Here is a 23,471-nt window from a genome sequence, read left to right on the forward strand (position 1 = left end):
CCCGTACCGAGCGCCCGCCCCGTGCCTGGCCGCGCCGAGCAGCGCGCGCGTGTACGCGTGCCGCGGGGCGGCGTAGAGCTCCGCCGCCGGCGCGGCCTCGACCACCTCGCCGTCGCGCATGACGACGACGTCGTCGGCGATGTCGGACACCACGGCCAGGTCGTGGCTGACGAAGATCAGCGCGGTGCCGTGCGCCTCCTGGAGCCGCCGCAGCAGTCTCAGGATCGACGCCTGCACGGTGACGTCGAGCGCCGTGGTCGGCTCGTCGGCGATGATCAGCTCCGGGTTCAGCGCGATCGCCATGGCGATCATGGCGCGCTGGCGCATGCCCCCGGAGAACTGGTGGGGGTGGTCGTCGATCCGGCGTTCCGGGTCCTTGATGCCCACCTCGCCGAGCAGGTCGAGCACGCGCCGGCGCAGCGCCGCCCGCCCCACCCGCTCGTGGGCCGTGACGGCCTCGCCGATCTGGGCGCCGATGGTCTTGAGCGGATGCAGGTTGCTCAGCGGGTCCTGGAAGACGAACCCGATGTGCCTGCCTCTGATCGCCCGCAACCGAGCCGGGGACAGCCGGGTGAGGTCCGCGCCGCGGAACAGGGCGCTTCCCCGCACCTCGGCCCGGCTCGGCAGCAGCCCGGTCGCGCCCAGCAGCGAGACGCTCTTGCCGGAGCCCGACTCGCCGACCAGCGCCAGCGTCCTGCCGGGCTCCACGGCGAACGACACGCCGCGGACCGCGGTGGTCGTCCGTCCGCGCCGCCCGAACGTGACGCGCAGATCCTCCACGGAGAACAGGGCCATTGACGGCTTCCTAACGTGCCGGGCCGACGGCGATGTTGGTGATGTCGGCCTGGGTCGCCAGCGACGACCAGGTCCAGTTGCGCACCCGGTCGGAGGTGATCGCGACCTTGCGCTTCTCGAACAGCGGGATCCACGGGAGGTCGGCGGAGACCAGCCTGTCGGCCTCGGCCCAGATGGGCCCCGGGTCGTCGGAGGGGAACGCCTTCGCCGCCAGCTTGTTCAGCTCCGGGTTGTCGTAGCAGATGGCGTGGACGTTGCCGGTGCCGCAGGGCGCGGCGTCGGAGTCGAGCCAGCCCCCGAGCAGCATCCGCGTGCTCGGCCCCTGCCAGTCGGGCGCGAAGGACGCGCTCAGGAACACGTCCCAGCGGCTCTTCGGGTCCTGCAGGTACGCGCTGGACTGGGCGGGCGGGACGGGGATGAGGTTCAGCTCGATCCCGGCCTTCGCGAGGTCGGCCTTGAGCGTGACGGCGATCGTCTCGAACTGCGCGTTGACGCGGTAGACGGCGTCGAGTTTGAGCCCGTTCGGATAGCCGGCCTCGGCGAGCAACTGCTTGGCCTTCGCGGGGTCGCCGGCGTTGCCCGGCGTCGGGTACGGGTCGAAGTCCTGGTGGCCGAGGATCGTCGAGGTGATGATCTGCCCCAGGGGCCTGGCCGCGATCTTGCCGCCCTGCGCCTGCACGAGGTTGGCCTTGTTCACGGCGTACGCCAGGGCCTGCCGCACCTTGAGCTTGCGCAGCGCCTCGGCGCCGGGCGAGGTCGCCTCCGGGCGGGCGTTGATCGTGATGAAGTTGGCCGCCCCGCTGTCGGAGGAGTGCAGGTAGGGGCTGTTGCTCGCCTGGTACTGCTGGATCGTCGACAGCGGCGGCACGTCGAGGTAGAGCGACAGGTCGGCGTCGCCGGACTGGATCTTCTGCACCACCGCGTCCTCGCTGTTGGTGGTGAAGTCCACGACGATCTCGTCGACGTACGCCTTGCGCGCCGGGTCGCCCGCGTGGTCGTAGCCGGGGACCTTCTTCAGCACCAGGCTGCGTCCCGGCTCGTACGAGGCGATCTGGTAGGGCCCGCTGGAGGGGTAGTTCTTGCGGAACTCCAGCGAGTCGCCGACGTACTTGGCGGCGACCTCCTCCGGCAGCGGCGACACGAAGTTCATCGACAGGATGCTGAGGAAGTCGTAGTTCTTCGTGTCCGAGCGCAGCACCAGCGTCTTGTCGTCGGGCGCGGAGACGCCCGGGATGTCGTGGCTGTCGATGAACGCCTTCGATTTGGCCGGGTCTCCCGGCGGCACCTTGGCGAACTTCTCGCAGTAGTCGCGGAAGCCGGAGAAGGCGAGCTGGAAGTAGTTGATGGCGGCGACCTGCTTGTTCGGGTCGCAGAACCGCTTGATCGCGTAGACGAAGTCGCCGGCCACGATCTCGCGGGTGGACGAGCCCGAGTATCTGATGCCGTCGCGCAGGTGGAAGGTGTAGGTCTTGCCGTCCTTGCTCACGTCCCACGACTTGGCCAGGTCGGGCACGAGCGTGGTGTCGTCCTTGATGTCCTTGGCGCTGCCCGGGTAGGTGACGAGCTGGCGGGTGAGCGCGCGGATGATCTCCCAGGAGTCGGTGCTGTACCCGGTGAGGGGGTCGAGCGCGTCGAGGTCGGACTGCAGCGACGCGATGCGCAGCGTGCCGCCGGCGGCGGGGGCTCCGCCGCCCGCCGCGTCACTCGCGCCGCCGCCCGTGCCGCCGTTCGCGCCGGGGTTCTCCGGCGGAACCGGGCCGGCGCAGGCGGCCAGCAGGGCGGCGCATGCGGACGCGGCGAGCAGGGACAGGAGCGGCCGGCGTTCGCGGGGCGTCTTCTTCATGATGGTCGTCTTTCGCACGGAGTTCTTCACGGAGTCGGGCGGGCGGGGTCGTCCGCCGCCGGGGACGCCAGCAGCCCCCGGGACCGGAGCACGGCGCCGGCGCCCTCGGCGAACCAGTACGCCTCCTCCAGGTGGGGCTGGCCGGAGAGGATGAAGTGGTCCAGGCCGAGCGCGTGGTACTCCTCGATGCGCTCGGCGACCTCCTCGTGGCTGCCGACCAGGGCGGTGCCCGCGCCACCGCGCACCAGGCCGTAACCGGCCCACAGGTTCGGATAGACCTCGAGCCTGCCCGGGTCGCCGCCGTGGAGTTCGTACATGCGCCGCTGGCCCACCGACTCGCTGTTCGCGAAGTCCTTCTGCAGCGCGGCGATCCGCTCGGGGGTGATCCTCGACAGCAGCCGGTCGGCCTCCGCCCACGCCTGCGCGGAGGTGTCCCTGCTGATGACGTGCAGCCGGATGCCGAAGCGCAGCTCGCGGCCCTCGGCCGCGGCGAGTTTGCGCATCCGCTCGAGGCGCTCGGCGATCTGGTCGGGCCGTTCGCCCCAGGCGAGGTAGACGTCGGCCTGCCGGGCCGCCACCCGCTCCGCGGCCGGGCTCGCGCCGCCGAAGAAGATCTCCGGGCGTCCCCAGGGTCCGGCGTCGACGCGCGCGTCCTCGATCCGGAAGTGCTCGCCCGCGAAGCTGAACGTCTTTCCCGGCGGCAGGCCGGTGACTCCGCGCAGCACCGCGAGGAACTCGTCGGTGCGGGCGTAGCGCTGGTCGTGGTCCAGCTGGTCGCCGAAACGCCGCTGCTCGGCGGAGTCCCCGCCGGTCACGACGTTGAGCAGCAGGCGGCCGCCGGAGACCCGCTGGAACGTGGCGGCCTGGTGCGCGGCGAGGGTGGGCGAGACCAGCCCGGGCCGGAACGCGACCAGGAACTTCAGCCGTTTCGTCACCTGGGTCAGCGCGGCCGTGGTAATCCACGCGTCCTCGCACCACAGGCCGGTGGGGGTGAGCACGGCCTCGTAGCCGAGCTGCTCCGCCGACCGGGCGATCTGGCCGAGGTAGTCGACGCTCGGCGCCCGGAAGCCGTCGGCGACGGCGCCGAGCGTCTTCTCCGAGCGGTCGCCGGAGCCGACGATGTCGCGGTTGTCGCCGTTGGTGGGCAGATACCAGTGGATCCGGAGAGTCATGCCGGCACCTCCACGCGTCGGAAGGCGGCGCCGGGGTGGTCGTCGCCGAGCCTGCGCCTGCCGGCGCCCTGAAGTTTCTCCCGGAGGACCCCGGGTGGGTACGCCTCCCGCACCAGGCCCCTGCGGCGCAGCTCGGGGACGACGTACTCGATGAAGTCCTCGAACGTGCCGGGGCTGACGGCGTAGCCGAGGTTGTACCCGTCGACGCCGGCCTCGTCGGCGAACGACTCGAGCCGGTCGGCCACCGTGCGCGGCCCGCCCACGATCTTGGGGTGGATGCCGCCGACGCCGATGTATTCGGCGATGTCCCTCAGCGTCCACCTGCGGTCGGCGTCGATGCCGGTGAGCGTGGCCAGGGCCGAGCGCCCGGCGTCGGTCTCGATGTACTCCAGCGGATGGTCCAGGTCGTAGCGTGACCAGTCGACCCCGGTCCAGGCGGAGAACAGGGCCAGCGCGGCCTCGACGCTGGTGTAGGAGAGGTAGTCCTCGTACTTGCGCCGCGCCGACTCGTCGTCCGGGCCGGTGACGACGGTCACCGACGTGATGAACTTGACGGACTCGGGGCGGCGCCCGAGCGCGGCGGCGCGCTCCTTGATGTCGGTGACCGCCCGGCGGATCGACGCCGCGTTCGTCCCGCCGAGGAAGACCACCTCGGCGTTGCGTGCGGCGAACTCCCGGCCCCGGGGAGACGTCCCGGCCTGGAAGATGACCGGGGTCCGTTGCGGGGACGGCTCGGACAGGTGTGGGCCGGGCACGGTGTAGTAGCGCCCCTTGTGCCCGATGGGATGCACCTTGGCCGGGTCGGTGTAGACGCCGCGCTCGCGGTCGCGGACGACCGCGTCGTCCTCCCACGACCCCTCCCACAGCTTGTAGGTGACGTCGAGGAACTCCTGCGCGCGGTCGTACCGCTCGTCGTGCGCGATCTGCCGGTCGAGGCCGAGGTTGCGCGCGGCGCTGTCCAGCACCGAGGTGACCACGTTCCAGGCGATGCGTCCCTCGGTGAGGTGGTCGAGGGTGGTGAACTTGCGCGCCAGCAGGTACGGCTGCTCGTACGTCGTCGAGACGGTGATGCCGAAGCCGAGGTGCCGGGTCGCCGCCGCCATCGCCGACACCAGCAGCAGCGGGTCGTTCACCGGCGACTGCGCCGCGTTGCGCAGCGACGCGTCGGGCGTGCCGCCGAAGACGTCGAGGTGGCCGAGGGCGTCGGCGAGGAACAGCGCGTCGAACCCGCCCGACTCCAGGAGCCTGGCGAGGTCGGTCCAGTACGACAGCGTGGTGTATTCGCTCGCCCGGTCGCTCGGATGCCGCCACAGCCCGGCGGACACGTGACCCACCACGGTCATGGCGAAGCCGTTGAGGATGAGGCGCTTGGGATACTGACTCATTTCCGTTCCGCGCCTTCAGGAGTAGTAGGTCGGCTCGGGCGACCGGCCGTTGAGGGCGAAGTGGCCGATCTCCAGCAGCTTGTAGTGCGCGGGGTCGTGCAGCGTGTGCGTCCGTACGTTGCGCCAGTGGCGGTCCAGCCCGTACGCGCGGGCGGTCGAACGGGCCCCGGTCAGCTCGAAGATCCGCGAGGTGACCTCGAGCGCCACCTCGGTCGAGTGGACCTTGGACTGGTAGGCGGCTACGGCCGCCCGGCCGCGCTCCTCCTCGGTGAGGTCTCCGCCACGGTCGATCGCCGCCTGGAGCAGCTCCCCCGCCTTGTCGGCGAGCGCCACCGCCGACTCGGCCAGGACCCACAGCCGGCCGTACCGCTCGACCACGAGGGGATCCTCGGTCGCCGCGGCGGCGCCGGAGGTGAGCCACGGCCGGGATCTGGTCCGGGTGTACTCCAGCGCCTCCTGCAGGGCGCCGAGAGCCGCGCCCAGGTAGAGGTTGCCGTAGGCGAGCTGCCCCTGCGGGACCTGGAGCGTCTCCTGCGGCGTCGGAGGGGTGTCCGGGTGCGTGTAGCCGAGCAGGTCGCCGGCCGTCACGCGGACGTCGCGGAGGGTCGTGCCGCCGCTGACCGTCAGCCGCTGGCCGAAGTTGTCCCAGTCGCCGTGGAACTCGATGCCCTCGGCCGGCGAGCGGACCGCGAACTGGCCGACGAGCCCCGACACGTCCACGCCGCCGACCACCGCGCCCTCGCCGAACCGCACCCAGACGATCAGCGTGTCCGCCACCGCCGCGCCGCTGGTGAACGGCTTGGAACCGGTCAGCAGGAAGCCGTCGCCGTCCGGCGTGGCCACGACCAGCGGCTCGTACGCGGCCTGGGCGACGGCCGCCACGAACCAGCCCTCCTCGACGATCCCCTTCGCCCAGCGCTCGGCAAGCGCGCGCCCGCCGCCGAGCCCGGCCCGGCTGCCCAGGAAGTGGAAGGCCGCGAGCTGGGCGATCGAGGTGTCGGCCGTGGCGAGGACGCGCACGATCCTGAGGACCTCCTCGTAGGTCGCGCCGCCCCCGCCCAGCTCCTCGGGGAGGTGGACGGCGAGCAGGCCGGACCTGCGCAGCAGGTCGACCTCGGCGACGGGGTCGGCGCCGGCGATGTCGCGCTCGGCGGCGTCGGCGCGCAGCCGGTCGGCCGTCTTGAGGGCCGCCTCGCGCCATTCCTCGAAGCGGCCCGAGCCGGAACGCGGGCGTATCTGGTCGATGAGACTCATGGGATTCCTTGCGGTCGTGCGTGGGGAGGCAGGGCAGCCGTGCCGTACGCGGAGAGCCGGCGCGCTTCGGGGGCACGGTGCGGGTGAAGGCGCGGGGTCAGAGCGCGGTCACGGCGCTCGCGCGGGGACGAGCGGCCGGGCGGTCTCGCACCGCGGCAGAAGACAGGGGCAACAGGTGCGGGCAGCCGTCGAGAACGGGCGGTGCCGCGAGGGGACGTAGGGAACGCGCGCCGGGCACCGTCGCCCGGCGGGGGCGGGAGAGGTCAGGACTGGCGACAGAGGCTGGCGGCGAGCCGAGCGAGGTCGACGTGGTGCCGCGCAATCAAGACTTTCCCTACAGACATAGTAGGAAATTAGCAGAATCCGGCATTCGGCGCAAGAGACCTTGTGGTCAGTCGTGCGGGACGAAACTGCCGAACCGGCCCTGGTGATACAACAGCGGACCGTCGGCGCCGTGCACCGTCGCCTCGACGACCAGGCCCACCACCAGCACGTGGTCGCCGATGTCGGTCGCCGAGTGGGGCCGGCAGATCAGGTGCGCCGACGCGTCCGCGAGCAGGGGCGCCCCGAACGCTCCGGGACGCCACCGGGTGGGCGGGGCGAACCGGTCGGCGCCCTTGCGCGCGAACCTGGCCGCCAGCTCGCCCTGGTCGCCGGCCAGCACGTTCACCGCGAAGTGGTCGGCCGGCCGCATCGACGGCCAGGTGCTGGAGCCCTGGTCCACGTAGAAGGAGACCAGCGGCGGCGCGAGGCTGACCGAGGAGAACGACGTCGCCGTCAGCCCTGCCGGGACCCCCTCGTTCTGCGCCGTGATGACCACCACCCCGGCCGCGTGCGCCGCCAGCGCCCGCCGGAACAGCCCGCCGTCCACCGCCGGGCCCCGCAACGTCTCGGTCATGGGTCCGCCTTTCCCGCGGCCGCCCGGCCGCGTGTGCCTGACTCGTCTGTGAATCTCATCGGGAGCACCGCGTCGAGCAGCGCCCTGGTCACCGGGTGACGGCCCGCGGCGGACAGCTCCCCGGCGCGGAAGGTCTCGAGGAGGACTCCCTGCTCCAGGACTCCGACGCGGTCGCACAGGAACTCGACGACCGCCAGGTTGTGGCCGATGAACAGGTAGGTGAGATCGAGCTCTTCCCTCAGGTCCAGCAGCAGGTTGAGGATGTTCGCCTGCGTGGACACGTCCAGCGCCGACGTCGGCTCGTCGAGGATCAGCAGGTCCGGCTCCAGCGCGAGCGCGCGGGCGATGCCGATCCGCTGCCGCTGCCCGCCGGACAGCTCGTGCGGATACCGGTGCAGATAGGAGGACGGGAGCCCGACGAGGTCGAGCGCCTCGGCCGCCTTGGCCCGGCCCGCGGCGCGCGAGGCAGCCTTGCCGAACCGCAGGAGCGGACGGCTGATCTGTTCGCCGACGGGCACCCGGGGGTTCAGGGAGCTCGTCGCGTCCTGGAACACGAACTGGAACCGCGGCCGCAGCCGCCGCAGCTCCGCCTTCGGCAGCCGCGCGATGTCCCGGCCGTCGAAGACGATCTCACCCGCGTCCGCCCGCAGCAGGCCGCCGATCAACCGCGACAGCGTCGACTTGCCGGAGCCGGACTCCCCGATGAGACCGAAGACCTCGCCCCGCTCGATGTGCAGCGACACGTCGCCGACGGCCCTGAAGCGCCGCTTGCGCTGCCCGGTGCCCAGGCCGCCGACCACGAACTCCTTGCTCACGTTCCGCAGGGTCACCAGCGGGGGCCGGGCGTCCCGGTCATCGTCGCGGGGCCCGGTGGCCGTGACCGCCGTGCCGTCTCCGCCGTCCGCGCTCGCCGGGCGGCGGTCCCCGCCCGCGGGGCCGAGGCGGCGGGGCAGGCCGCGCTCGGCCAGCCGGAACCGTGCCCCGATCTCCGGGACCGCCCGGATCAGCGACCGGGTGTAGGCGTCGGCCGGCGCGGTGAGCACGCGGTCGCGCCGGTCCTGCTCGACGATCCGGCCGTCCTTCATCACCGCGACCCGGTCGGCGGCGTACGAGACCACCCCGAAGTCGTGGGTGATGAGCAGCAGCGAGCCTCCCGTCTCTTCGGACACGCTCCTGAGCAGGTCGAGGATCTGCTTCTGCACGACCGCGTCGAGCGCGGTGGTCGGCTCGTCCGCGATCAGCAGGGCCGGGCCGGACAGGCTCGCGAGCGCGATCATCACGCGCTGCCGCATTCCCCCGCTGAGCTCGTGGGGGTAGGCGGACAGCACCCGGGCCGCGTCGTCGATCCCCACGTTGCGCAGCCACGTCTCGGCGATCTCGTGCCGCTCCCGCTTCGTCGCGGCCGGGCGGTGCAGCCCGATGATCTCCTTGAGCTGGTTGCCGATCCGGAACGACGGGTCGAGGGAGGCCAAGGGGTTCTGGAAGATCATGCCGATCTTCGAACCGCGGAACCTGGTGACCGACGACCGGGTGGCGGTGAGCACCTCCTCGCCGTGGAGGGAGATCGACCCCGACGTCACCACGGCGTCATCTGGCAGCAGGCCCAGGATCGCCGAGGCCGTCAGGCTCTTCCCGGCGCCGGACTCACCGACGATCGCGAACGTCTCGCCGGGCCGGACGTCGAAGGTGACCTCGTCCACCACACGCTCGGCCGCCGGTCCGCGCCCGAACTCGACCGACAGCTCCCGCACGCTCAGCAGTGCGCCGGTCATCGTCCCGCCCTCCTTCGTCGGGGGTCGAAGACGTCGCGCAGGCCGTCCCCGAGCCAGTTGAAGGCCAGGGCCACGACGAGGACCACGAGCCCCGGCAGCAGCGCGGGATACACGTTCCCGCTGATGATGACCTTGGCGCCCTCGGAGATCATCCGGCCCCAGTCCGCCGTCGGCGGCTGCACGCCGATGCCCAGCGCGCTGAGGCTGGAGGAGAACACGATCATCCCGCCGACGAGGCCGGTGCCGTACACCACGATCTGGGCGAGCACGTTCGGCAGCACCTCGCGGAACAGGATCGAGAAGAACCCCGCTCCAAGCGACCGCGCGGCCTCGACGTACTCGCGGCCGCGCTGGAGCTTCACCTCCGCGAAGACCACCCGGGTGACGTACGGGACGGCGGAGAACACGATCGACAGGACGACCACGGGCGTGCCGGGACCGAGGATCACCGCGAGGACCAGCGCGATGATGATCACCGGGAAGGCGAACATGATGTCCACCGTCCGCATGATCAGGCCGGCGGCCCGGTCGCCCGAGAAGCCGGCGACGAGTGCGAGCACGCTGCCGGCGACGGTCGACGACAGCGACGCCGCGAGCGCGACGACCAGCGAGGTGCGCCCTCCCCAGATCAGCCGGCTGAGGATGTCGCGGCCCAGCTCGTCGGTGCCCAGGAGATGCCCCGGCGCGCCGACCCCCAGGTATTTGACGCCGCCGTCCGCCAGGTCGGGGTCGTACGGCGCCAGCACGGGGGCGAGCAGGCCGACGAGGACGAAGCCGCCGATGACCAGCAGCGCGAGCGTCACCTGCGCGTTCACGCGCAGCCGGGAGCGTCGCCGGCGCGGCGCCGTCCCCTTGAGCGGGTTCGGCGACCGGGTGACGGGAGTTGCGGTGAGAACCACTGCCGGACTACCTCCTCAGCCGTGGGTTGAGAGCGTCCACCGTGATGTCGGTGAGCAGGTTGACCAGGAGATAGCAGAGCGCCACGAGGATCACGCCGCCCTGGATGAGCGGGTAGTCCTTCCCGTTGACCGCGTTCACGAGCTGGGTGCCGATGCCGGGCCAGTTGAACACGCTCTCCACGAAGATCACGCCCGTGATCAGGGTGCCGATCTCCAGGCCGATGATGTTCACCACGGCCGGGAGGATGTTGCGCCCGATGTGCTTGGCGACGAGCCGCCGGCGCGGCACCCCCTGCGAGGCGAACGTGCGGACGTAGTCGCTGTGCGACTCCTGGATGATGCCGAGCCGGGTGAACCTGGCGAGCACGAGCGTCGAGATCAACGCGGCCGACAGGCCCGGCAGCACCAGATGGGCCAGCAGGTCGCCGAAGCCGCCGCCGTTTCTCGACTCCATGCCGCTCGCCGGGAGCCAGCCCAGCCGCAGGGAGAAGATCCAGATGAGGATCAGCCCGAACCAGTAGACCGACAGGTTGCTGCCGGTCTGGACGAACAGCATCGCGAAGCGGTCCAGGAACCCGCGGTGGTTGGTCCCCGCCACCACGCCGATGACCACGCCCAGGACGGCGCAGATCACGACGCCGGCCGCGGTCAGGATCAGGGTGTTGGCGAAATTCGGCAGGAGGATGTCGAAGACCGGCTGGTTCTGCACGATCGACATCCCGCCGCCCGCCGTGAACAGGTCCTTCACCCACTTCACGTACTGCTGCCACAGGGGGAGGGTGAGGCCGTACGACGCGCGGATGGCCTCGACCTGCTCCGGTGTGTGGTCCCGCGCGAACTGCGCCTCGATGGGGTCCCCGGGTGTCAGCCGGCCGACCAGGAAGGTCAGGGCCGACACCACGAGGAGCACCGGGACGATGTTCAGCGATCGCCACAGGATGTGCTTGACGGTTCCCATCGCCGTGATCGGGCCTCAGCCGGCCAGCCAGACCTTGGTCAGGTCATACCAGTTGGTGGCCGCGTACACGAAGCCCCGCACGTTCGGGCCCAGGGCGTAGTACCTGGTCAGCGACACCGCCGGAATGGCGATCGCGCCTTCGCGCGCCTTCTTGTCGGCCTCCTTCCACAGCTCGATCCGCTTGTCCTGGTCCGTGGCGTACCGCGCCTTGTCCAGGGCCTTGGTGATCTCGGGGAAGTCCGCAGGGACGAGGCCCTTGACCGCGATGTTCGTGTAGTAGACCTGGTAGAGCCATTCGGCGTAGCTGCCGCCGTACTCGTCGATGCTCAGGCCGTCGTCCGGCTCCGGCTTGCCGAACGCGCGGGCGACGTAGCTCGGGCGGTCGAGGGTGACGACCTTGACGTTCACCCCGATGCCCTTGAGCCGGCTCTGCAGCCACTCGGCCAGGTTCTGATTGGCGACGTCGGCGACGATGGTGAAGCTCAGCCCGCCCTCGCCGTAGCCGGCCTCCTTCAGCAGGGCCTTGGCCGCCTCGGGGTCGTAGTCGAAGTCACGCGCGTCCGGGTCGTAGGCCTCGTTGCCCGGCGGCTCCAGGGAGTGCAGCGGGATCGCGTTGCCGTTGTACACCTCCTTCGCGAGCTGGTCGCGGTCGATGCCCTGGATGACCGCCTGCCGTACGCGCTTGTCCTGGAAGGCCTTGTTCTTGAAGTTGAAGGTGAAGTAGAGGAAGGCCGCGCCGTGCCCCTCCGGCACCTGGAAGCCCCGGGACTCCAGCGTGCTCACGTCCTCGGGCTGGACGTAGCTGATGATGTCGGCCTCGCCGCTGAGCAGCGTCGCCAGCCGTGTCTGGTTGTTCGGGATGACGCGGAAGACGAGCTCGTCCAGGTAGGGCTTGGGGCCCCAGTAGTTCGGGTTCCTCTTCAGCACGATCCGGTCCCCGATCGTCCGGGAGACGAACGTGTACGGCCCGGTGCCGCTGGGGTGGTCGGCGAATCCGTCGTTGCCGTACTTCTCCCAGGTCGCCGGATTGCCGATGGTGAGGGTGCTCATCGACTGGGCGAGGATCCTCGGGAACCCGAGGAAGGGCTTGGAGAACTCGAACTCGTAGGTGTGGTCGTCGACCACCCGGCCCTTCACGAGGTCGCCGAACCAGGCCGCGAGCCTGGCCGCGCTGGTCTTGTCGTAGAACTCGTACGCGGGGTCGGAGATCCGGCGGACGTTCTTGTCCACGGACTCCGCGGTGAAGTCGGAGCCGTCGTGGAACTTCACGCCGCCGCGCAGGGTGAATGTCCACTTCTTGCCGCCGTCGGACGCCTTCCAGTCCGTGGCGAGGGCCGGGAGGAGCTTCGTCGGCCCCTTCGAGTCGGACAGGTCCTCCTTGACCAGGCCCTCGAAGATGTTGCTCGACACCCGGTAGGTCTCCCAGTAGCCCTGCCGGTGCGGGTCGAGGGCGAGAGGTTCGAGATACAGGCCGCTCACGAGCGTGCCGCCCGCCTTGGGCGTCCCGCTCCCCTGCGGCCCTCCGGCGGCGGTTCCGCCGTTCGCGCCGCCGCCGCAGGCGGCCAGAGCCAGGGCGGTCAGGAGTGCGACCGCGCCCACGACCGCCGACCGGGCGTGCTTGACGAATTTCATGACGTTCCTTTCGAGCACCGGCTAGAGCGCGGGCTGAGGCGCGGGCTGGGGCTCCGGGGCCGGGAAGACCGGGCGGGCTCCGGCGAGAAGACGGGCGGGCTCCGGCAGGGCCAGACGGTCGCGCAGCGTCGGCCCCTCCGATGCGCGTACGGCACCCAGGGCCGCGAGGCGGGGGACGATCTCGCCGACGACCTCTGCGACGTCCACGCCCGCGTCCGGCCGCAGGAGGATGCCGTCCACTCCCGGGCGGGCGGCCACCGACTCGGCCCGCCCGACGACGTCGGCGGCGCGCCCGCGGGTCACGGCCACCTGGACGAACAGCAGCGGACGACGGCCGTCGGCGGCGAACCGCGACGACGGGGCCGCGTCGAGCGCGGCGACGGCCTGCCCGAGCAGGATCGGATCGGCGTCGGCGAGCACGACCAGGTCGGCCACCTCCCCCGCCGCCGCCACCTCGGGAACGGAGTCCGCGTACCAGGCCAGGACGGGAGAGCCCTGCGCGGTGGACGGCACGGTGAGCGGCCCGGCGACGTCGAACACCCCTCGGTGGTCGACGTGCACGATCTGCTCGGCCCGCGCGAAGATCCGGCTCTCGCGGTCGGCGACGATCGACTCCTGCGGCCAGCTCTGCCAGAGCTTCTGTACGGCCACGGCCACGTCGCGGGTGGTGCCGACGCCCAGGGGCGCCCCCTCGGTCAGCCCGGCGCCGCCCCACGCCGTGTCCCCCGGCGCGTAGCCGTCGCGGACGCCGAGGATCAGGCCGGACCTGCCTCCGGACAGGTGGTCGAGGGAGGCGACCCGGCGCGCCAGGTTGTACGGATGGTCGCGGTGCGGGGCGGCCGCCGCCAGGAACGCCGTTCCCGGCGCGTGCGCGGCGAGGAACGCGGCGGCGACCGTGGGCTCCACGGTCACGCCGGCGGGCGCCGAGCCGTCGATCCTGTCGATGCCCGCGGCGACGAACGCCGCGCCCGTGCCGTCGAGCGGGGAGGCCTGCCGGGGATCCGCGATCAGCGCGGCCAGGTGGTCTCCCCCGAGCCCGATGGCCAGGTAGGTGGAGGTTTCTGTGGTGGTGCTGTCACCCATGTGGGGTCTCTCTGGTGATGTGCCGATGTGGTCGAGTGCCGGCATGTGGTCGTGAGCCGGCAGGGCTCAGGCCGAGGCGGCCCGGAAATGCCCGCGGAGAGTGTCGGTCGTGTATTCGTGGCGGAAGAGGCCGCGCTTGCGCAGGAGCGGGACGACCTCGTCGGCGATCACTTCGAGGCCGTCGATGAGGACGTCGGGCTGGAGGTTGAACCCGTCGACCGCGCCTGACCGATACCAGTCCTCGATGTGGTCCACGAGCTGCTCGGGGGTGCCGACGAACCCGCTGTGCCCCGACCCGGTGTACCTGGTCTGCCGCAGGTACTCGCGTACGGTCGGATCGGTCCTGCGGATCTGTTCGTAGATGGACTGCCGGAAGCCGATGCTGCCTCCCGAGGAGGCGGGGTCGACGATCGCGGCGAGGACCTCTTCGGGGAACTTCGCGTCGAGGTCGAGCCGCGAGACGTCGTATCCGATCGCCTGTGAGAGCCACTGGACGGAGTAGGACGCCGGGCCGAGGTCGTGGAGCTCGTCGCTGCGGCGCCTGGCCTCCTCCTCGGTGCTGCCGAGGCTGAGCAGGAGGCCGGGCAGGATCTTGACGGAGTCGGGCGAGCGGCCGGCGTCGGCGGCGTACCGCTTCACCTCGCGGTAGTGCGTGATCGCCCCCTCCTTGGTGAGCTCGGCGGCGAACACCCCTTCGGCCCGCCTGCCGGCGAGCGCCCGGCCCTTGGGCGAGCCGCCGGCCTGGAGCAGCACCGGGTGGCCCTGCTTGGACGGGGGCACCCGGAGCCGTCCCTCGAGGTCGAAGAACTCGCCGTGGTGGCGCACCTCCTCGCCGGTCCGCGCCGACTCCCACAGCGCGAGGACGAGGTCGACGAACTCCGCCGCCCGGTCGTACCTGTCGTCCCGCGCGGGGATCTCCGGGAGGCCGAAGTTGCGGGCGGCCGACGCGTCGCGCGTCGTGACGATGTTCCATCCGGCCCGCCCGCCGGACAGGTAGTCGAGGGACAGCAGGCGCTGGGCCAGGTCGAAGGGATCGTTCAGGGTGGTCGAGGCGGTGGCGATCAGGCCGACGCGCTCGGTCGCCGCGGCGACGTGACTCCAGTTGACCGTGGGCTCCAGGCGGCCGGCGTTGGCGTCGTAGGACGGGTTCCCGAGCGCCGGCGCGTCGGCCAGGAAGACGGCGTCCAGGGTGGCCCGCTCGGCCACCCGGCCGATCGTGTTCCAGTAGTCGGCGTCGACGAAGGAGTGCTTGTGGAGGAGGTCTGACTGCCACGCGGCCGGCAGGTAGCCCAGCACCAGGACGTTGACCCCGAGGATGACGTGACCCGTGCGTACGTCGGACATCGATGAACCTCTCGTCTACTCGCTCTGACCGGCGGAGATCGCGTAGACCTTGGCCGGGTCGGCGTCGTTCACGTGCCAGTCGCCCAGGATGCGTTCCTTGTAGACGCGCGGGTTGTGCGAGGCGAGGGTGCGGGCGTTGCGCCAGTGCCGGTCGAGCAGCAGGTCCTCGGAGACACCGGAGGAGCCCAGGGCGTCGAACACGATGGTCGTGGCCCGCAGCGCCGCCTCGATGATCACCAGTTGGGCGCGCGTGGTGGCGACGTGCCCGTCGAGAAGCGCCCGCTTCACCGCCTCCTCGTCGCCGGCGATGCGGGCGTGGGCGATCTCGTCCAGCGTGGCGGTCGAGGCCGACAGCGCGGCCTGCGCGCCGAACGCGTCGGCGGACACCTTGCCGACGACCTGCAGCAGCTGGGGGTCGTCGCCGGCGCTCTGGGCGAGGCCGTGCCCGTAGTTGCGCTTGCGGGCCTTCAGCGCCGCGATGCCGTCGCGCAGCGTCGCCTGCGTGATGCCGGCGAGGATCGCCAGCAGCGCGGTCTGGTAGAAGAGCCCCTGGTAGGCGAAGCGGTCGGTGGCGGGGAAGATGTGGTCGCTCTCCACCCGGGCCCGCGAGTAGTTCGCGCTGCCGCTCGCGGTGGTCTTCTGGCCGAATCCCCTCCAGTCGTCCACCAGGCTCACGCCGGGCTGGTCCGCCTTCACCAGCGCCGTGGTGGGCACCCCGTCGGGGTTGACGGCGAGCACGTCCAGCCAGTCGGCGTACAGGCTGCCGGTGGCGTAGTACTTCGCCCCGGTCAGGAGCCAGTGGTCGCCCTCGGGGACGAGCTTCGTCTGGATGTTGGCGTACGTCCCGTTGTTGGCCTCGGTCCAGCCGCCGCCGACGAACTCGCCGTCGAGGAACCTCTCGATCCAGGCGTCCGTCGCCGCCGAACGCGGGGCGTTCAGCCGGTCCTCCACGAACGCCAGGTGGTTGCGCCACACATGGGCGACGTTCGGGTCGGCGGCGCCGAGCTCACGCAGCAGGTCGAAGGTCTGCCAGAGCGACGCGCCGAACCCGCCCAGCTCGCGGGGGATGCGGACGGCGCCGAAACGCGCGTCGATCAGCCATCTGACCTGCTCGTAGGGGAAGACCCGCCCCTTCTCGCGGTCCAGGTTGCCTTCGGCGATCTTCTCGAAGACCGGGCGGAACCGCTCGCGCAGCTCCTCGATGTCCGCGGTCGCATGCCGAAGCGAAGACGTAGAACCAGACATGTGCCATCTTTCGTGTCGGAGGCCGGGCAGCCGTGTACGGCCCGGGCCTCTCCGGTGTCACGGAGTAGTGGTCGCCCCGGTCAGGCGGAAGCCGCAGGGCAGGGCGAAGCAGCCGAGGCCGGCCCGGCGGCGTCCGGACGTCGCCGTGCGGACGTGTCGGCGGGCGCGAAGCCTCGTACGGGATGGGGAAGGGCGCCGGGAGCCGGATGGTGACCGGCCGGCCGGGACATGCGGCTGCCGGACGCCGCGGTGGTGTGTGGTGCGGTGATTCGACGGCCGTCAGCGACAGCGGTTGCTGGTCACGCGCATGTAGTCGACCACGCGGCGGACAGTCAGGGCGACAGATCCGGACATATCCTTAATTTCCTACATGCATTGTCGGTTTAGCAACCATGTCTCGCGTATCGAGACGATCTCGACGTCGGCGGCCTCGATGCCGCCGGAATGCGAAAGCGGGGCACACCGGAATGCGAAAGGCCGGCGTGCCCCGCACGGGCACGCCGGCCGGTTCCGCTCACGCGGGCACGATCTCCTACCTCGTGCGGCCCTCCCCGGGCGCCGTCTCGGTGCCGGCGAGGTCGGAGTCGACGGGTCCTGGGCCGAGTTCCGCGGCCCGCTCGCGCACCTGCGGGATGATCTCCCGGGCGAAGAACTCCTGCTCACGCACGCTCGGCAGGGCGAGCAGCAGGGAGGTGAAGCCCGCCGCGACGATGCCGGTGAGCTGGTCCACCACCGCGGAGACGCCGCCGGTGACGAACTCCGGGGTCGGCGGCCTGGAGGGATCGACGAGGACCCGGACGTTGCAGGCGCACGTGATCGAGTCGGGGTCGCGCCCGGCGCCCCGCGCCGCCCGGCGTACGGCGCGGCGCATGGCGACGGCCTGGGCCAGGGAGATCCGCCCGAGCGAGGCAGCCATCCGTCGGCCAGCTCCCCGGTGAGCGCAAGCGAGCGCGGGCCGTAGGAGCCGAGCCAGATCGGGATGGGCCGCCGGGCGGCCGGGGCGATGACCGCGTCCCGGACCGTGTAGTGGTCGCCGTCGAACGAGACCGGCTCCCCCGTCCACAGCCCGCGGATGATCCCGATCGCCTCGCGCAACGCCGCGACCTTCTGTCCCGGACTGCGCCCGGCGAGCCCGAACGCGGCGAACTCGTGGTCGAAGCCGCCGCCCCCGAGGCCGAGAACCAGCCGCCCGCCCGACAGCCGGTCGACCGTCTCGGCGGTCTTGGCCACGACGGGGGGCTCGCGGTAGGGCAGCCCGAGCACGTTGGTGCCGACCTCGATGGTCCTGGTGCGGGCGGCGATCCAGGACAGCGCGGTCAGCGGCTCCAGGCTGGGACGGCCGCCGTGCAGGTGGTCGCTCAAGGTGAACAGGTCGTAGCCCAGCTCGTCGGCGCTCTGCGCGAGGTCGAGCGTCTGGCCTGCCGACAGGCCGCCGACGGCCCCTCCCGCGCCGAAGCGCAGCCGGTGGTGCGTACTCATGCCCGTGCCTCCTCCTTGTCCTGCGGCCACGGCCGGCCCCCCGCGTACGACGGGCCGCCGCGGGTCCGCCGACCAGGCGGACCAGGAGCCCGGGTAAAGCGCTGCCGCGCCCGCGCCGATGAGCTCGAGCGCCAGCAGGTCATGGCAGGCGGTCACGCCGCTGCCGCAGTAGACGGCCACCTCGGTGTCGCCGTCCACGCCGAGCTCCCGGTAGCGCAGCCGAAGGCGCTCCGGCGGCAGGAAGACGCCGTCCGCCGTCAGGTTCCCCGTCCAGGGAGCGCTGACCGCGCCGGGGACGTGGCCCGCGCGGGGCTCGCCGGGCAGCACGTCGACGCCCGCGTAGCGGCCCGGCGCGCGGGCGTCGAGCACCACCCCGGACCCGGAGGAGGCCATGCGCTCCACCTGACCGGCGGACAGGAACATCCCCTCCGGCCACTGCACGGCCCTCCGGGTGACCGGGGGCCGGATCACCTCGCCGCGCTCCAGCGGGGTCCACCCGGTCAGGCCGCCGTCGAGCAGGGCCGCCGGGAAACCGAGGCGGCGCAGCAGCCACACCAGCCGCGCGGCGTAGGCGCCGCCGTTGTCGTCGTAGGCGACGACGACGTCGTCCTCGCCGATGCCGAGGCCGCCGAGCGCGCGGGCGAAGTCCTCGGCGGACGGGATGGGATGCCGGCCCCCGGCCCGGGTGGGCGGGCCGGACAGCACGGTGTCGACGTCGACCCAGACGGCACCCGGGAGGTGACCCCGGAGGTAGGCCTCACGGCCGCTGCGGCCGTCGAGATACCAGCGCACGTCCGCCGGCACGGCCTCCGGGTGGCTCTCGACCCACGCGGCGTCGACCAGGGGCGGGATGGAGACGGGTGCAGGCACCACTCAGTCCTTCCTGTGGATGTGGTTCGGTCGCAGCCGCAACAGCACGCGCTCTCCTTCGGCGGCCCGTGGCGTGGGATCGCCCGTCCACTTCTCGAACGTGGTGCGCGCCAGGCGCAGGGCGCTCTCGCCGTTCTCGACGGCGACGACGACGGCGCGCACCTCGATGTAGCGGCGCGGGTTGGCGGAGTCGAGGAGCAGCAGGCCGACGCGCGGGTCCGCGACGACGTTGCGGTACTTCTGCCGCGTGGTGTTGGTGCCGACCAGCAGGTGTTCCCGGTCGGCGTGCGGCCAGACCAGGCTGCTCTGCGGCTCCCCGCCCGGCATGAGCGTGGTGAACAGCGCGAGCGTGCGGGCCATGGCCAGCTCCCGTACGTCGTCGTCAAGCACGCGCGGCCTCCGGCGCCTGCGCCACCTGCGGGAGGACCTCGGAGGCGATCAGCTCCGTGGCCCGCTGCACCTCGGCGTAGGGGATGCCGCCCAGGTCGACGGCCAGCAGGTGCAGGTCGTGCCCCCACGCCTCGCGCAGCCGTCCCAGCTTGTCGACCACCTCCGCCGGGCTGCCGCACAGAGCGGGCCCGTCCTCCCCCACGTACTCGTCGAACTCCAGGCGGCGGTGTGCGTGCGGCGCGCTGAGGTAGTTGGCGATGTGGTCGCGCCAGACCGCCCGCGCCTGCTGCGAGGTCCTGGCGACGAAGGCGTGGCTGGCGGCGCCGAGCCGGCCGGGCGTCTCTGTACGGCCCCGCTCGCGCCACAGCGCGCGGTAGGCGTCGAACACGGGCACGAAGTCGGCGGGCGGACGGGCGGTGGTGCCGATCACCATCGGCAGCCCGTTGTCCACCGCGAGATGCACGGACTCCAGCCCGGTCCCGCCGCTGATCCACAGTGGCGGCCGCTCCTGCAGCAGGCGGGGCTGCAGGCGGACCTCGTGCAACGGGGGCCGGAACCGGCCCGTCCAGCTCACCCGGTCCTCGGTCCACAGCCGCAGGAGCAGCTCGACGTTCTCCCGCTTGCGCGCGGCCTTGCTCTCCGGCTCCTGGCCGAAGACCGCGTAGGGCTCGGGAAAGAACGAGCCCCCGGCGATGAGTTCCAGACGGCCGCCGGAGAGCAGGTCGAGGAGGGCGTAGTCCTCGGCGACGAGCACCGGATCCCGGTTGGCCACCAGGGTGGTTCCGGTCGCGAGCCGGATGGAGGAGGTGCGCTCGGCGATCGCGGCCAGGACCACGACGGGCGAAGGGATCACGTCGCGCTCGCCGAAGTGGTGCTCCCCCACCGTGTACCAGGCGAAGCCGAGCTCCTCGGCGGCGACCGCGGCCCGTACGACGTCGCGCAGCCGTTCCCGCTGGGACAGCCGTGCGCCCGTGCGCGGGTCCGGCAGCAGGCTGCCGAAGGTGATGAGACCTAACTCCATTGGGGTTCCTCCGTCTGTGTCCGGAAACCGGGAATCGCGGCGAGCAACTCCCTGGTGTAGGGGTGCCGCGGGCTGCTGAAGACCTGCTCCGTGTCGCCCTGCTCGACGATCCGGCCGCCGCGCATGACCGCGATCCTGTGACTGACCTGGCGTACGACGGCCAGGTCGTGGGAGATGAACAGGTAGCTCAGACCACGCTCGCGCTGCAGCCTGGCCAAGAGCTCCAGGATCTGGGCCTGCACGGTCACGTCGAGGGCGGAGACCGGCTCGTCGCACACCAGCAGGTCCGGGTTCAGGGACAGGGCGCGGGCGATGGCGACGCGCTGCCGCTGGCCGCCGGACAGCTCCCCGGCCCGGCGCCGGGCGAGCGAGGCGGGCAGGGCGACGTCGTCCAGCAGCGCGCGTACGGTCGCCGCCCGGCCGGCCGGGTCGCCCACTCCGTGATTGCGCATCGGCTCGGTCAGCAGGTCCTCGACCGTGAAGCGGGGATGCAGCGAGGTGTAGGGGTTCTGGTAGACGAGCTGGACCCGGCGCCGCAGCCGCCGCAGGGCCTCGCCCCGGACGGCGGTGACGTCCTCGCCCGCGAAGCGCACGCTGCCCGCCGTCGGCCGTTCCAGGCCCAGGATCATCCTGGCCGTCGTCGTCTTGCCCGACCCGGATTCGCCGACCAGGCCGAGCGTGGTCCCCATGGGGATGTCGAAGTCCACGCCGTCGACCGCGTTCCTGGTGCCCCGCCGCCGGAGCGGGCCGGTGCGTATCGGGAAGCTCTTGCCGAGCCCGCGGACGCTGAGCAGCACGGCCGCCTCCGGCGGCGCGGGCGCGAGGCGCCTGCCCGTCAGCGCGGGAACGTCGGCCAGCAACCGCCTGGTGTAGGCATCGCGGGGACCGCTCCTGATCTGTCCGGTTCGGCCGGCCTCGACCGTCCTGCCCTTCGACATCACCACGACGTGCTGGGCACGGTCGGCGACGACGCCCAGGTCGTGGGTGATGAGCAGCATTGCGGCTCCCGTCGTGGCGACGACGTGGTCGAGGTGGTCGAGGATGCGCCGCTCGACCGTGACGTCGAGAGCGGAGGTCGGCTCGTCGGCGATCAGCAGGCGCGGCCGCGCCGCCATCGCGATCGCGATGAGCACCCGCTGCCGCATGCCTCCCGACAGCTCGTGCGGATACTGGCGGGCCGTGGTCGCGGCGTCGCGCAGTCCGGCCTCGGCGAGCAGTTCCACCGCCCGCGCCCGCGCCTGGGCCCGGGTCGCCAGCCGGTGCACCCGCAGGACCGCCGCCACCTGCCTGCCCACGGGCTGGACGGGATCGAGCGCGGTCGCCGGATCCTGCGGGATCAGGGCGATACGGCGCCCTCTGATGTCCCGCCAGCCCTTCTCCGGCAGCCCGGTCAGCTCCTCGCCCTGGAAGCGGACGCTGCCCGACTCGACCACGCCTCCTTCCGGCAGCAGCCCGACGAGCGCGTGCGCGGCGGTGGTCTTGCCCGAACCGGACTCGCCGACCACGGCGGTGATCTGGCCGGGGTGGACGTCCAGGTCGAGCCCGTCGAGCGCGGCGGCCCGGCCCGCGGGCGTACGGTAGGACACGCGCAGGCCCCTGACGACCAGCAACGGATCCCGCTGGGACGGTTCGGTCACGGCGTGCTCCTGTCGGTCTCCAGAACGCGCGACAGCCGGTTGGCGGCCAGCACGACCGCGGCGACGGTGAGGCCGGGCAGCGTGGTCAGCCACCACGCGGACGCGAGGTAGTCGCGCCCGCCCGCGATCAGCGCCCCCCACTCCGGCGCGGGGGGCGGCTGGCCGTAGCCGAGGAAGCTCAGGGACGAGACGGCGAGCACGACCAGCCCGAAGTCCAGCGCGGCCAGCGCGAGCACCGGCCCCGCGGCCGACGGCAGCACGTAGCGCAGCAGGATCCGCCACCAGCGGGCGCCGCACAGCACGGCCGCCTCCACGTAGGCGGCCGTACGCACGCGCAGGACCTCGGCGCGCATCACCCGCGCGAAGCCCGCGACGCTCACCGCTCCGACCGCGATCGCGATGTTGAGCGTGCCGAACCCCAGCGCGCTGATGATCAGCAGGGACAGCAGCACGGGCGGGATGGACAGCGCCACCTCCACGACGCGCATGATCGCGGTCTCCGCCCAGCCGCCGAAGAACCCGGCGAACAGGCCGAGGGCGCCCCCCGCCAGCAGGGCGACGCCGATCGCGGAGACCGCCGCGCGCAGCGACGGAGACGCGCCGTGGACGACCCGCGCGTACACGTCGCGGCCGAGCTGGTCGGTGCCGAAGAGGTGGTCGGCGCTCGGCGGCAGCAGCCGTTGCGTGGTGATCCCTTCGATGGGGCTGCGCCCGGTGAACAGGCCTGGCGCCAGCGTCCAGCCGAGCACGACCAGCAGCACGAGGATCGACAGCACCGCTCCCGGATGCGCGGCGGAGTAACGGGCCACGCGGGTCATGCCGCCGCCCGCCTTCCCGTGATGCGGATCCGCGGGTCGAGCACCGGGTAGAGGAGGTCGACCGCCAGGTTGACGGCGGCGAACGCGACCGAGGCGACCGCCACGACGCCTTGCACCACTGGGAGGTCCTGGGTCGCGACCGCGAACTGGGTGACCCGCCCGACGCCCGGGCGGGAGAAGACGGTCTCGACCACGACCGCGCCGCCGATCAGGTTGCCGGCGAGCAGGCCGACCACGGTCACCGCGGGGAGGGCGGCGTTGCGCAGCCCGTGGCCGAGCAGCAGCCTGGTGCGGCCCGCGCCGGTGGCCCGGATCGTGTCCGCGTACGGTTCGCGCAGCGTGGCGTGCAGGCTCTTGCCCAGCATCTGAGCCACCATCGCGGTGCCGGGGACGGCCAGGGTGCAGGCGGGCAGCACGGCGGAGGCGAGGCCGGAGCCGCCGAGCGACGGGAACACCGGCCAGCGCAGGGACAGCAGTTGGATGAGCGCCAGGCCGACCCAGAACGACGGCAGCGAAATGCTCAGCGAGGGCACCGAGCGCAGCACCTGCCTCGCGAACCGCGACCCGGGGAGGTTGCCGAGGACGCCGAGCGCCGTCCCGGCCGAGAGCGACAGGGCCAGGGCGATCGTGCCGATCTGCAGCGTGGGGGGAAGCGCCTCGGCGATCATCTCGGAGACCGGGCGGCCTGTCTGGATCGACCGGCCGAAGTCGCCGCGCAGGGCGGCGCCCAGCGCGGACAGATACTGCACCACGGCGGGGCGGTCGAGCCCGAGCTCGGCCCGCACTCGGGCGACCTCCTCGGCGGAGACGGCCTCGAAGCCGTTGCGCCCGCTCAGCATGAGCGCGACCGGGTCTCCTGGGAGCAGCCGCAGCACGACGAAGGCGACGGTGAACGCGGCCCAGACGACCAGCAGCGCCTGCAGCAGCCGCCCGGCCAGGTAGCGGACCATCATGGGCCGCCTTCCGGCGTCGCGAA

19 protein-coding genes are annotated in these 23,471 nt (G+C 72.1%); all 19 read right to left on the reverse strand.

Annotated features, from left to right (window positions below; translation table 11 throughout):
- Positions 1–795: ABC transporter ATP-binding protein (locus B1L11_RS36840; RefSeq protein WP_143737808.1), on the reverse strand; the 795-nt coding region annotated here is incomplete at its 3' end.
- A 10-nt stretch (positions 796–805) separates the two neighbouring features.
- The gene (locus B1L11_RS36845) at positions 806–2,656 is read right to left on the reverse strand and encodes an ABC transporter substrate-binding protein (protein ID WP_218671531.1); all 1,851 of its coding nucleotides are present in this window, start codon (positions 2,654–2,656) and stop codon (positions 806–808) included.
- Positions 2,657–2,664: 8 nt separating this feature from the next.
- Complete coding sequence (locus B1L11_RS36850; RefSeq protein ID WP_079319900.1) at positions 2,665–3,810, reverse strand: LLM class flavin-dependent oxidoreductase; 1,146 nt, start codon at positions 3,808–3,810, stop codon at positions 2,665–2,667.
- Positions 3,807–5,195, reverse strand: coding sequence for an LLM class flavin-dependent oxidoreductase (locus tag B1L11_RS36855; RefSeq protein WP_079319901.1), 1,389 nt, complete (start codon positions 5,193–5,195; stop codon positions 3,807–3,809). Before B1L11_RS36855 ends, B1L11_RS36850 begins: the two co-directional genes overlap by 4 nt.
- A gap of 15 nt (positions 5,196–5,210) precedes the next feature.
- On the reverse strand, positions 5,211–6,449 hold the full coding sequence (locus B1L11_RS36860; protein WP_079319902.1) for an acyl-CoA dehydrogenase family protein: 1,239 nt from the start codon (positions 6,447–6,449) through the stop codon (positions 5,211–5,213).
- A 391-nt stretch (positions 6,450–6,840) separates the two neighbouring features.
- Entirely contained in the window at positions 6,841–7,347 is a 507-nt protein-coding gene (locus B1L11_RS36865) for a flavin reductase family protein (protein ID WP_079319903.1), read from the reverse strand.
- Complete coding sequence (locus tag B1L11_RS36870; protein ID WP_079319904.1) at positions 7,344–9,119, reverse strand: ABC transporter ATP-binding protein; 1,776 nt, start codon at positions 9,117–9,119, stop codon at positions 7,344–7,346. Before B1L11_RS36870 ends, B1L11_RS36865 begins: the two co-directional genes overlap by 4 nt.
- Positions 9,116–10,018: an ABC transporter permease gene (locus tag B1L11_RS36875; RefSeq protein WP_079319905.1), complete on the reverse strand. Its 903-nt coding sequence runs from the start codon at positions 10,016–10,018 to the stop codon at positions 9,116–9,118. The genes B1L11_RS36870 and B1L11_RS36875 overlap by 4 nt, the downstream gene beginning before the upstream one ends.
- A 7-nt stretch (positions 10,019–10,025) precedes the next feature.
- Positions 10,026–10,976 carry an ABC transporter permease gene (locus B1L11_RS36880; protein ID WP_143737809.1) on the reverse strand — a complete coding sequence of 317 codons (951 nt, stop codon included), beginning with the start codon at positions 10,974–10,976 and terminating at the stop codon, positions 10,026–10,028.
- Positions 10,977–10,991: 15 nt separating this feature from the next.
- Positions 10,992–12,608, reverse strand: a complete 1,617-nt coding sequence (locus B1L11_RS36885; RefSeq protein ID WP_079319906.1) for an ABC transporter substrate-binding protein — start codon at positions 12,606–12,608, stop codon at positions 10,992–10,994.
- 21 nt (positions 12,609–12,629) lie between these two features.
- Positions 12,630–13,691 carry an LLM class flavin-dependent oxidoreductase gene (locus B1L11_RS36890; protein ID WP_179155496.1) on the reverse strand — a complete coding sequence of 354 codons (1,062 nt, stop codon included), beginning with the start codon at positions 13,689–13,691 and terminating at the stop codon, positions 12,630–12,632.
- Between the two features lie 66 nt (positions 13,692–13,757).
- A complete protein-coding gene (locus tag B1L11_RS36895; protein ID WP_079319908.1) occupies positions 13,758–15,035 on the reverse strand; it encodes an NtaA/DmoA family FMN-dependent monooxygenase in 1,278 nt (425 codons plus the stop codon).
- 15 nt (positions 15,036–15,050) lie between these two features.
- Positions 15,051–16,280, reverse strand: a complete 1,230-nt coding sequence (locus tag B1L11_RS36900; RefSeq protein WP_079319909.1) for an acyl-CoA dehydrogenase family protein — start codon at positions 16,278–16,280, stop codon at positions 15,051–15,053.
- Positions 16,281–16,646: 366 nt separating this feature from the next.
- The gene (locus tag B1L11_RS54320; RefSeq protein WP_218671532.1) at positions 16,647–18,629 is read right to left on the reverse strand and encodes an LLM class flavin-dependent oxidoreductase; all 1,983 of its coding nucleotides are present in this window, start codon (positions 18,627–18,629) and stop codon (positions 16,647–16,649) included.
- A 3-nt stretch (positions 18,630–18,632) separates the two neighbouring features.
- Positions 18,633–19,019, reverse strand: a complete 387-nt coding sequence (locus B1L11_RS36910; RefSeq protein ID WP_079319911.1) for a TIGR03618 family F420-dependent PPOX class oxidoreductase — start codon at positions 19,017–19,019, stop codon at positions 18,633–18,635.
- On the reverse strand, positions 19,012–20,040 hold the full coding sequence (locus tag B1L11_RS36915) for an LLM class flavin-dependent oxidoreductase (protein WP_079319912.1): 1,029 nt from the start codon (positions 20,038–20,040) through the stop codon (positions 19,012–19,014). Before B1L11_RS36915 ends, B1L11_RS36910 begins: the two co-directional genes overlap by 8 nt.
- A complete protein-coding gene (locus B1L11_RS36920) occupies positions 20,031–21,677 on the reverse strand; it encodes an ABC transporter ATP-binding protein (protein WP_179155497.1) in 1,647 nt (548 codons plus the stop codon). The genes B1L11_RS36915 and B1L11_RS36920 overlap by 10 nt, the downstream gene beginning before the upstream one ends.
- Positions 21,674–22,495 (reverse strand): ABC transporter permease, encoded by an 822-nt coding sequence (locus B1L11_RS36925; RefSeq protein WP_079319913.1) that lies wholly within the window; start codon positions 22,493–22,495, stop codon positions 21,674–21,676. The genes B1L11_RS36920 and B1L11_RS36925 overlap by 4 nt, the downstream gene beginning before the upstream one ends.
- Positions 22,492–23,448: an ABC transporter permease gene (locus tag B1L11_RS36930; RefSeq protein ID WP_256863210.1), complete on the reverse strand. Its 957-nt coding sequence runs from the start codon at positions 23,446–23,448 to the stop codon at positions 22,492–22,494. The genes B1L11_RS36925 and B1L11_RS36930 overlap by 4 nt, the downstream gene beginning before the upstream one ends.
- Between the last annotated feature and the right edge of the window lie 23 nt (positions 23,449–23,471).

The organism is Microbispora sp. GKU 823, assembly GCF_002027145.1.
Lineage (GTDB): Bacteria > Actinomycetota > Actinomycetes > Streptosporangiales > Streptosporangiaceae > Microbispora > Microbispora siamensis.

Bases quoted from the DNA above. Each gene is read 5' to 3' on its own strand.
- B1L11_RS36850 (WP_079319900.1), bottom strand. From the start codon at position 3,810: ATGACTCTCCGGATCCACTGGTATCTGCCCACCAACGGCGACAACCGC.
- B1L11_RS36855 (WP_079319901.1), bottom strand. From the start codon at position 5,195: ATGAGTCAGTATCCCAAGCGCCTCATCCTCAACGGCTTCGCCATGACC.
- B1L11_RS36860 (WP_079319902.1), bottom strand. From the start codon at position 6,449: ATGAGTCTCATCGACCAGATACGCCCGCGTTCCGGCTCGGGCCGCTTC.
- B1L11_RS36865 (WP_079319903.1), bottom strand. From the start codon at position 7,347: ATGACCGAGACGTTGCGGGGCCCGGCGGTGGACGGCGGGCTGTTCCGG.
- B1L11_RS36870 (WP_079319904.1), bottom strand. From the start codon at position 9,119: ATGACCGGCGCACTGCTGAGCGTGCGGGAGCTGTCGGTCGAGTTCGGG.
- B1L11_RS36880 (WP_143737809.1), bottom strand. From the start codon at position 10,976: ATGGGAACCGTCAAGCACATCCTGTGGCGATCGCTGAACATCGTCCCG.
- B1L11_RS36885 (WP_079319906.1), bottom strand. From the start codon at position 12,608: ATGAAATTCGTCAAGCACGCCCGGTCGGCGGTCGTGGGCGCGGTCGCA.
- B1L11_RS36890 (WP_179155496.1), bottom strand. From the start codon at position 13,691: ATGGGTGACAGCACCACCACAGAAACCTCCACCTACCTGGCCATCGGG.
- B1L11_RS36895 (WP_079319908.1), bottom strand. From the start codon at position 15,035: ATGTCCGACGTACGCACGGGTCACGTCATCCTCGGGGTCAACGTCCTG.
- B1L11_RS36900 (WP_079319909.1), bottom strand. From the start codon at position 16,280: ATGTCTGGTTCTACGTCTTCGCTTCGGCATGCGACCGCGGACATCGAG.
- B1L11_RS36915 (WP_079319912.1), bottom strand. From the start codon at position 20,040: ATGGAGTTAGGTCTCATCACCTTCGGCAGCCTGCTGCCGGACCCGCGC.
- B1L11_RS36925 (WP_079319913.1), bottom strand. From the start codon at position 22,495: ATGACCCGCGTGGCCCGTTACTCCGCCGCGCATCCGGGAGCGGTGCTG.
- B1L11_RS36930 (WP_256863210.1), bottom strand. From the start codon at position 23,448: ATGATGGTCCGCTACCTGGCCGGGCGGCTGCTGCAGGCGCTGCTGGTC.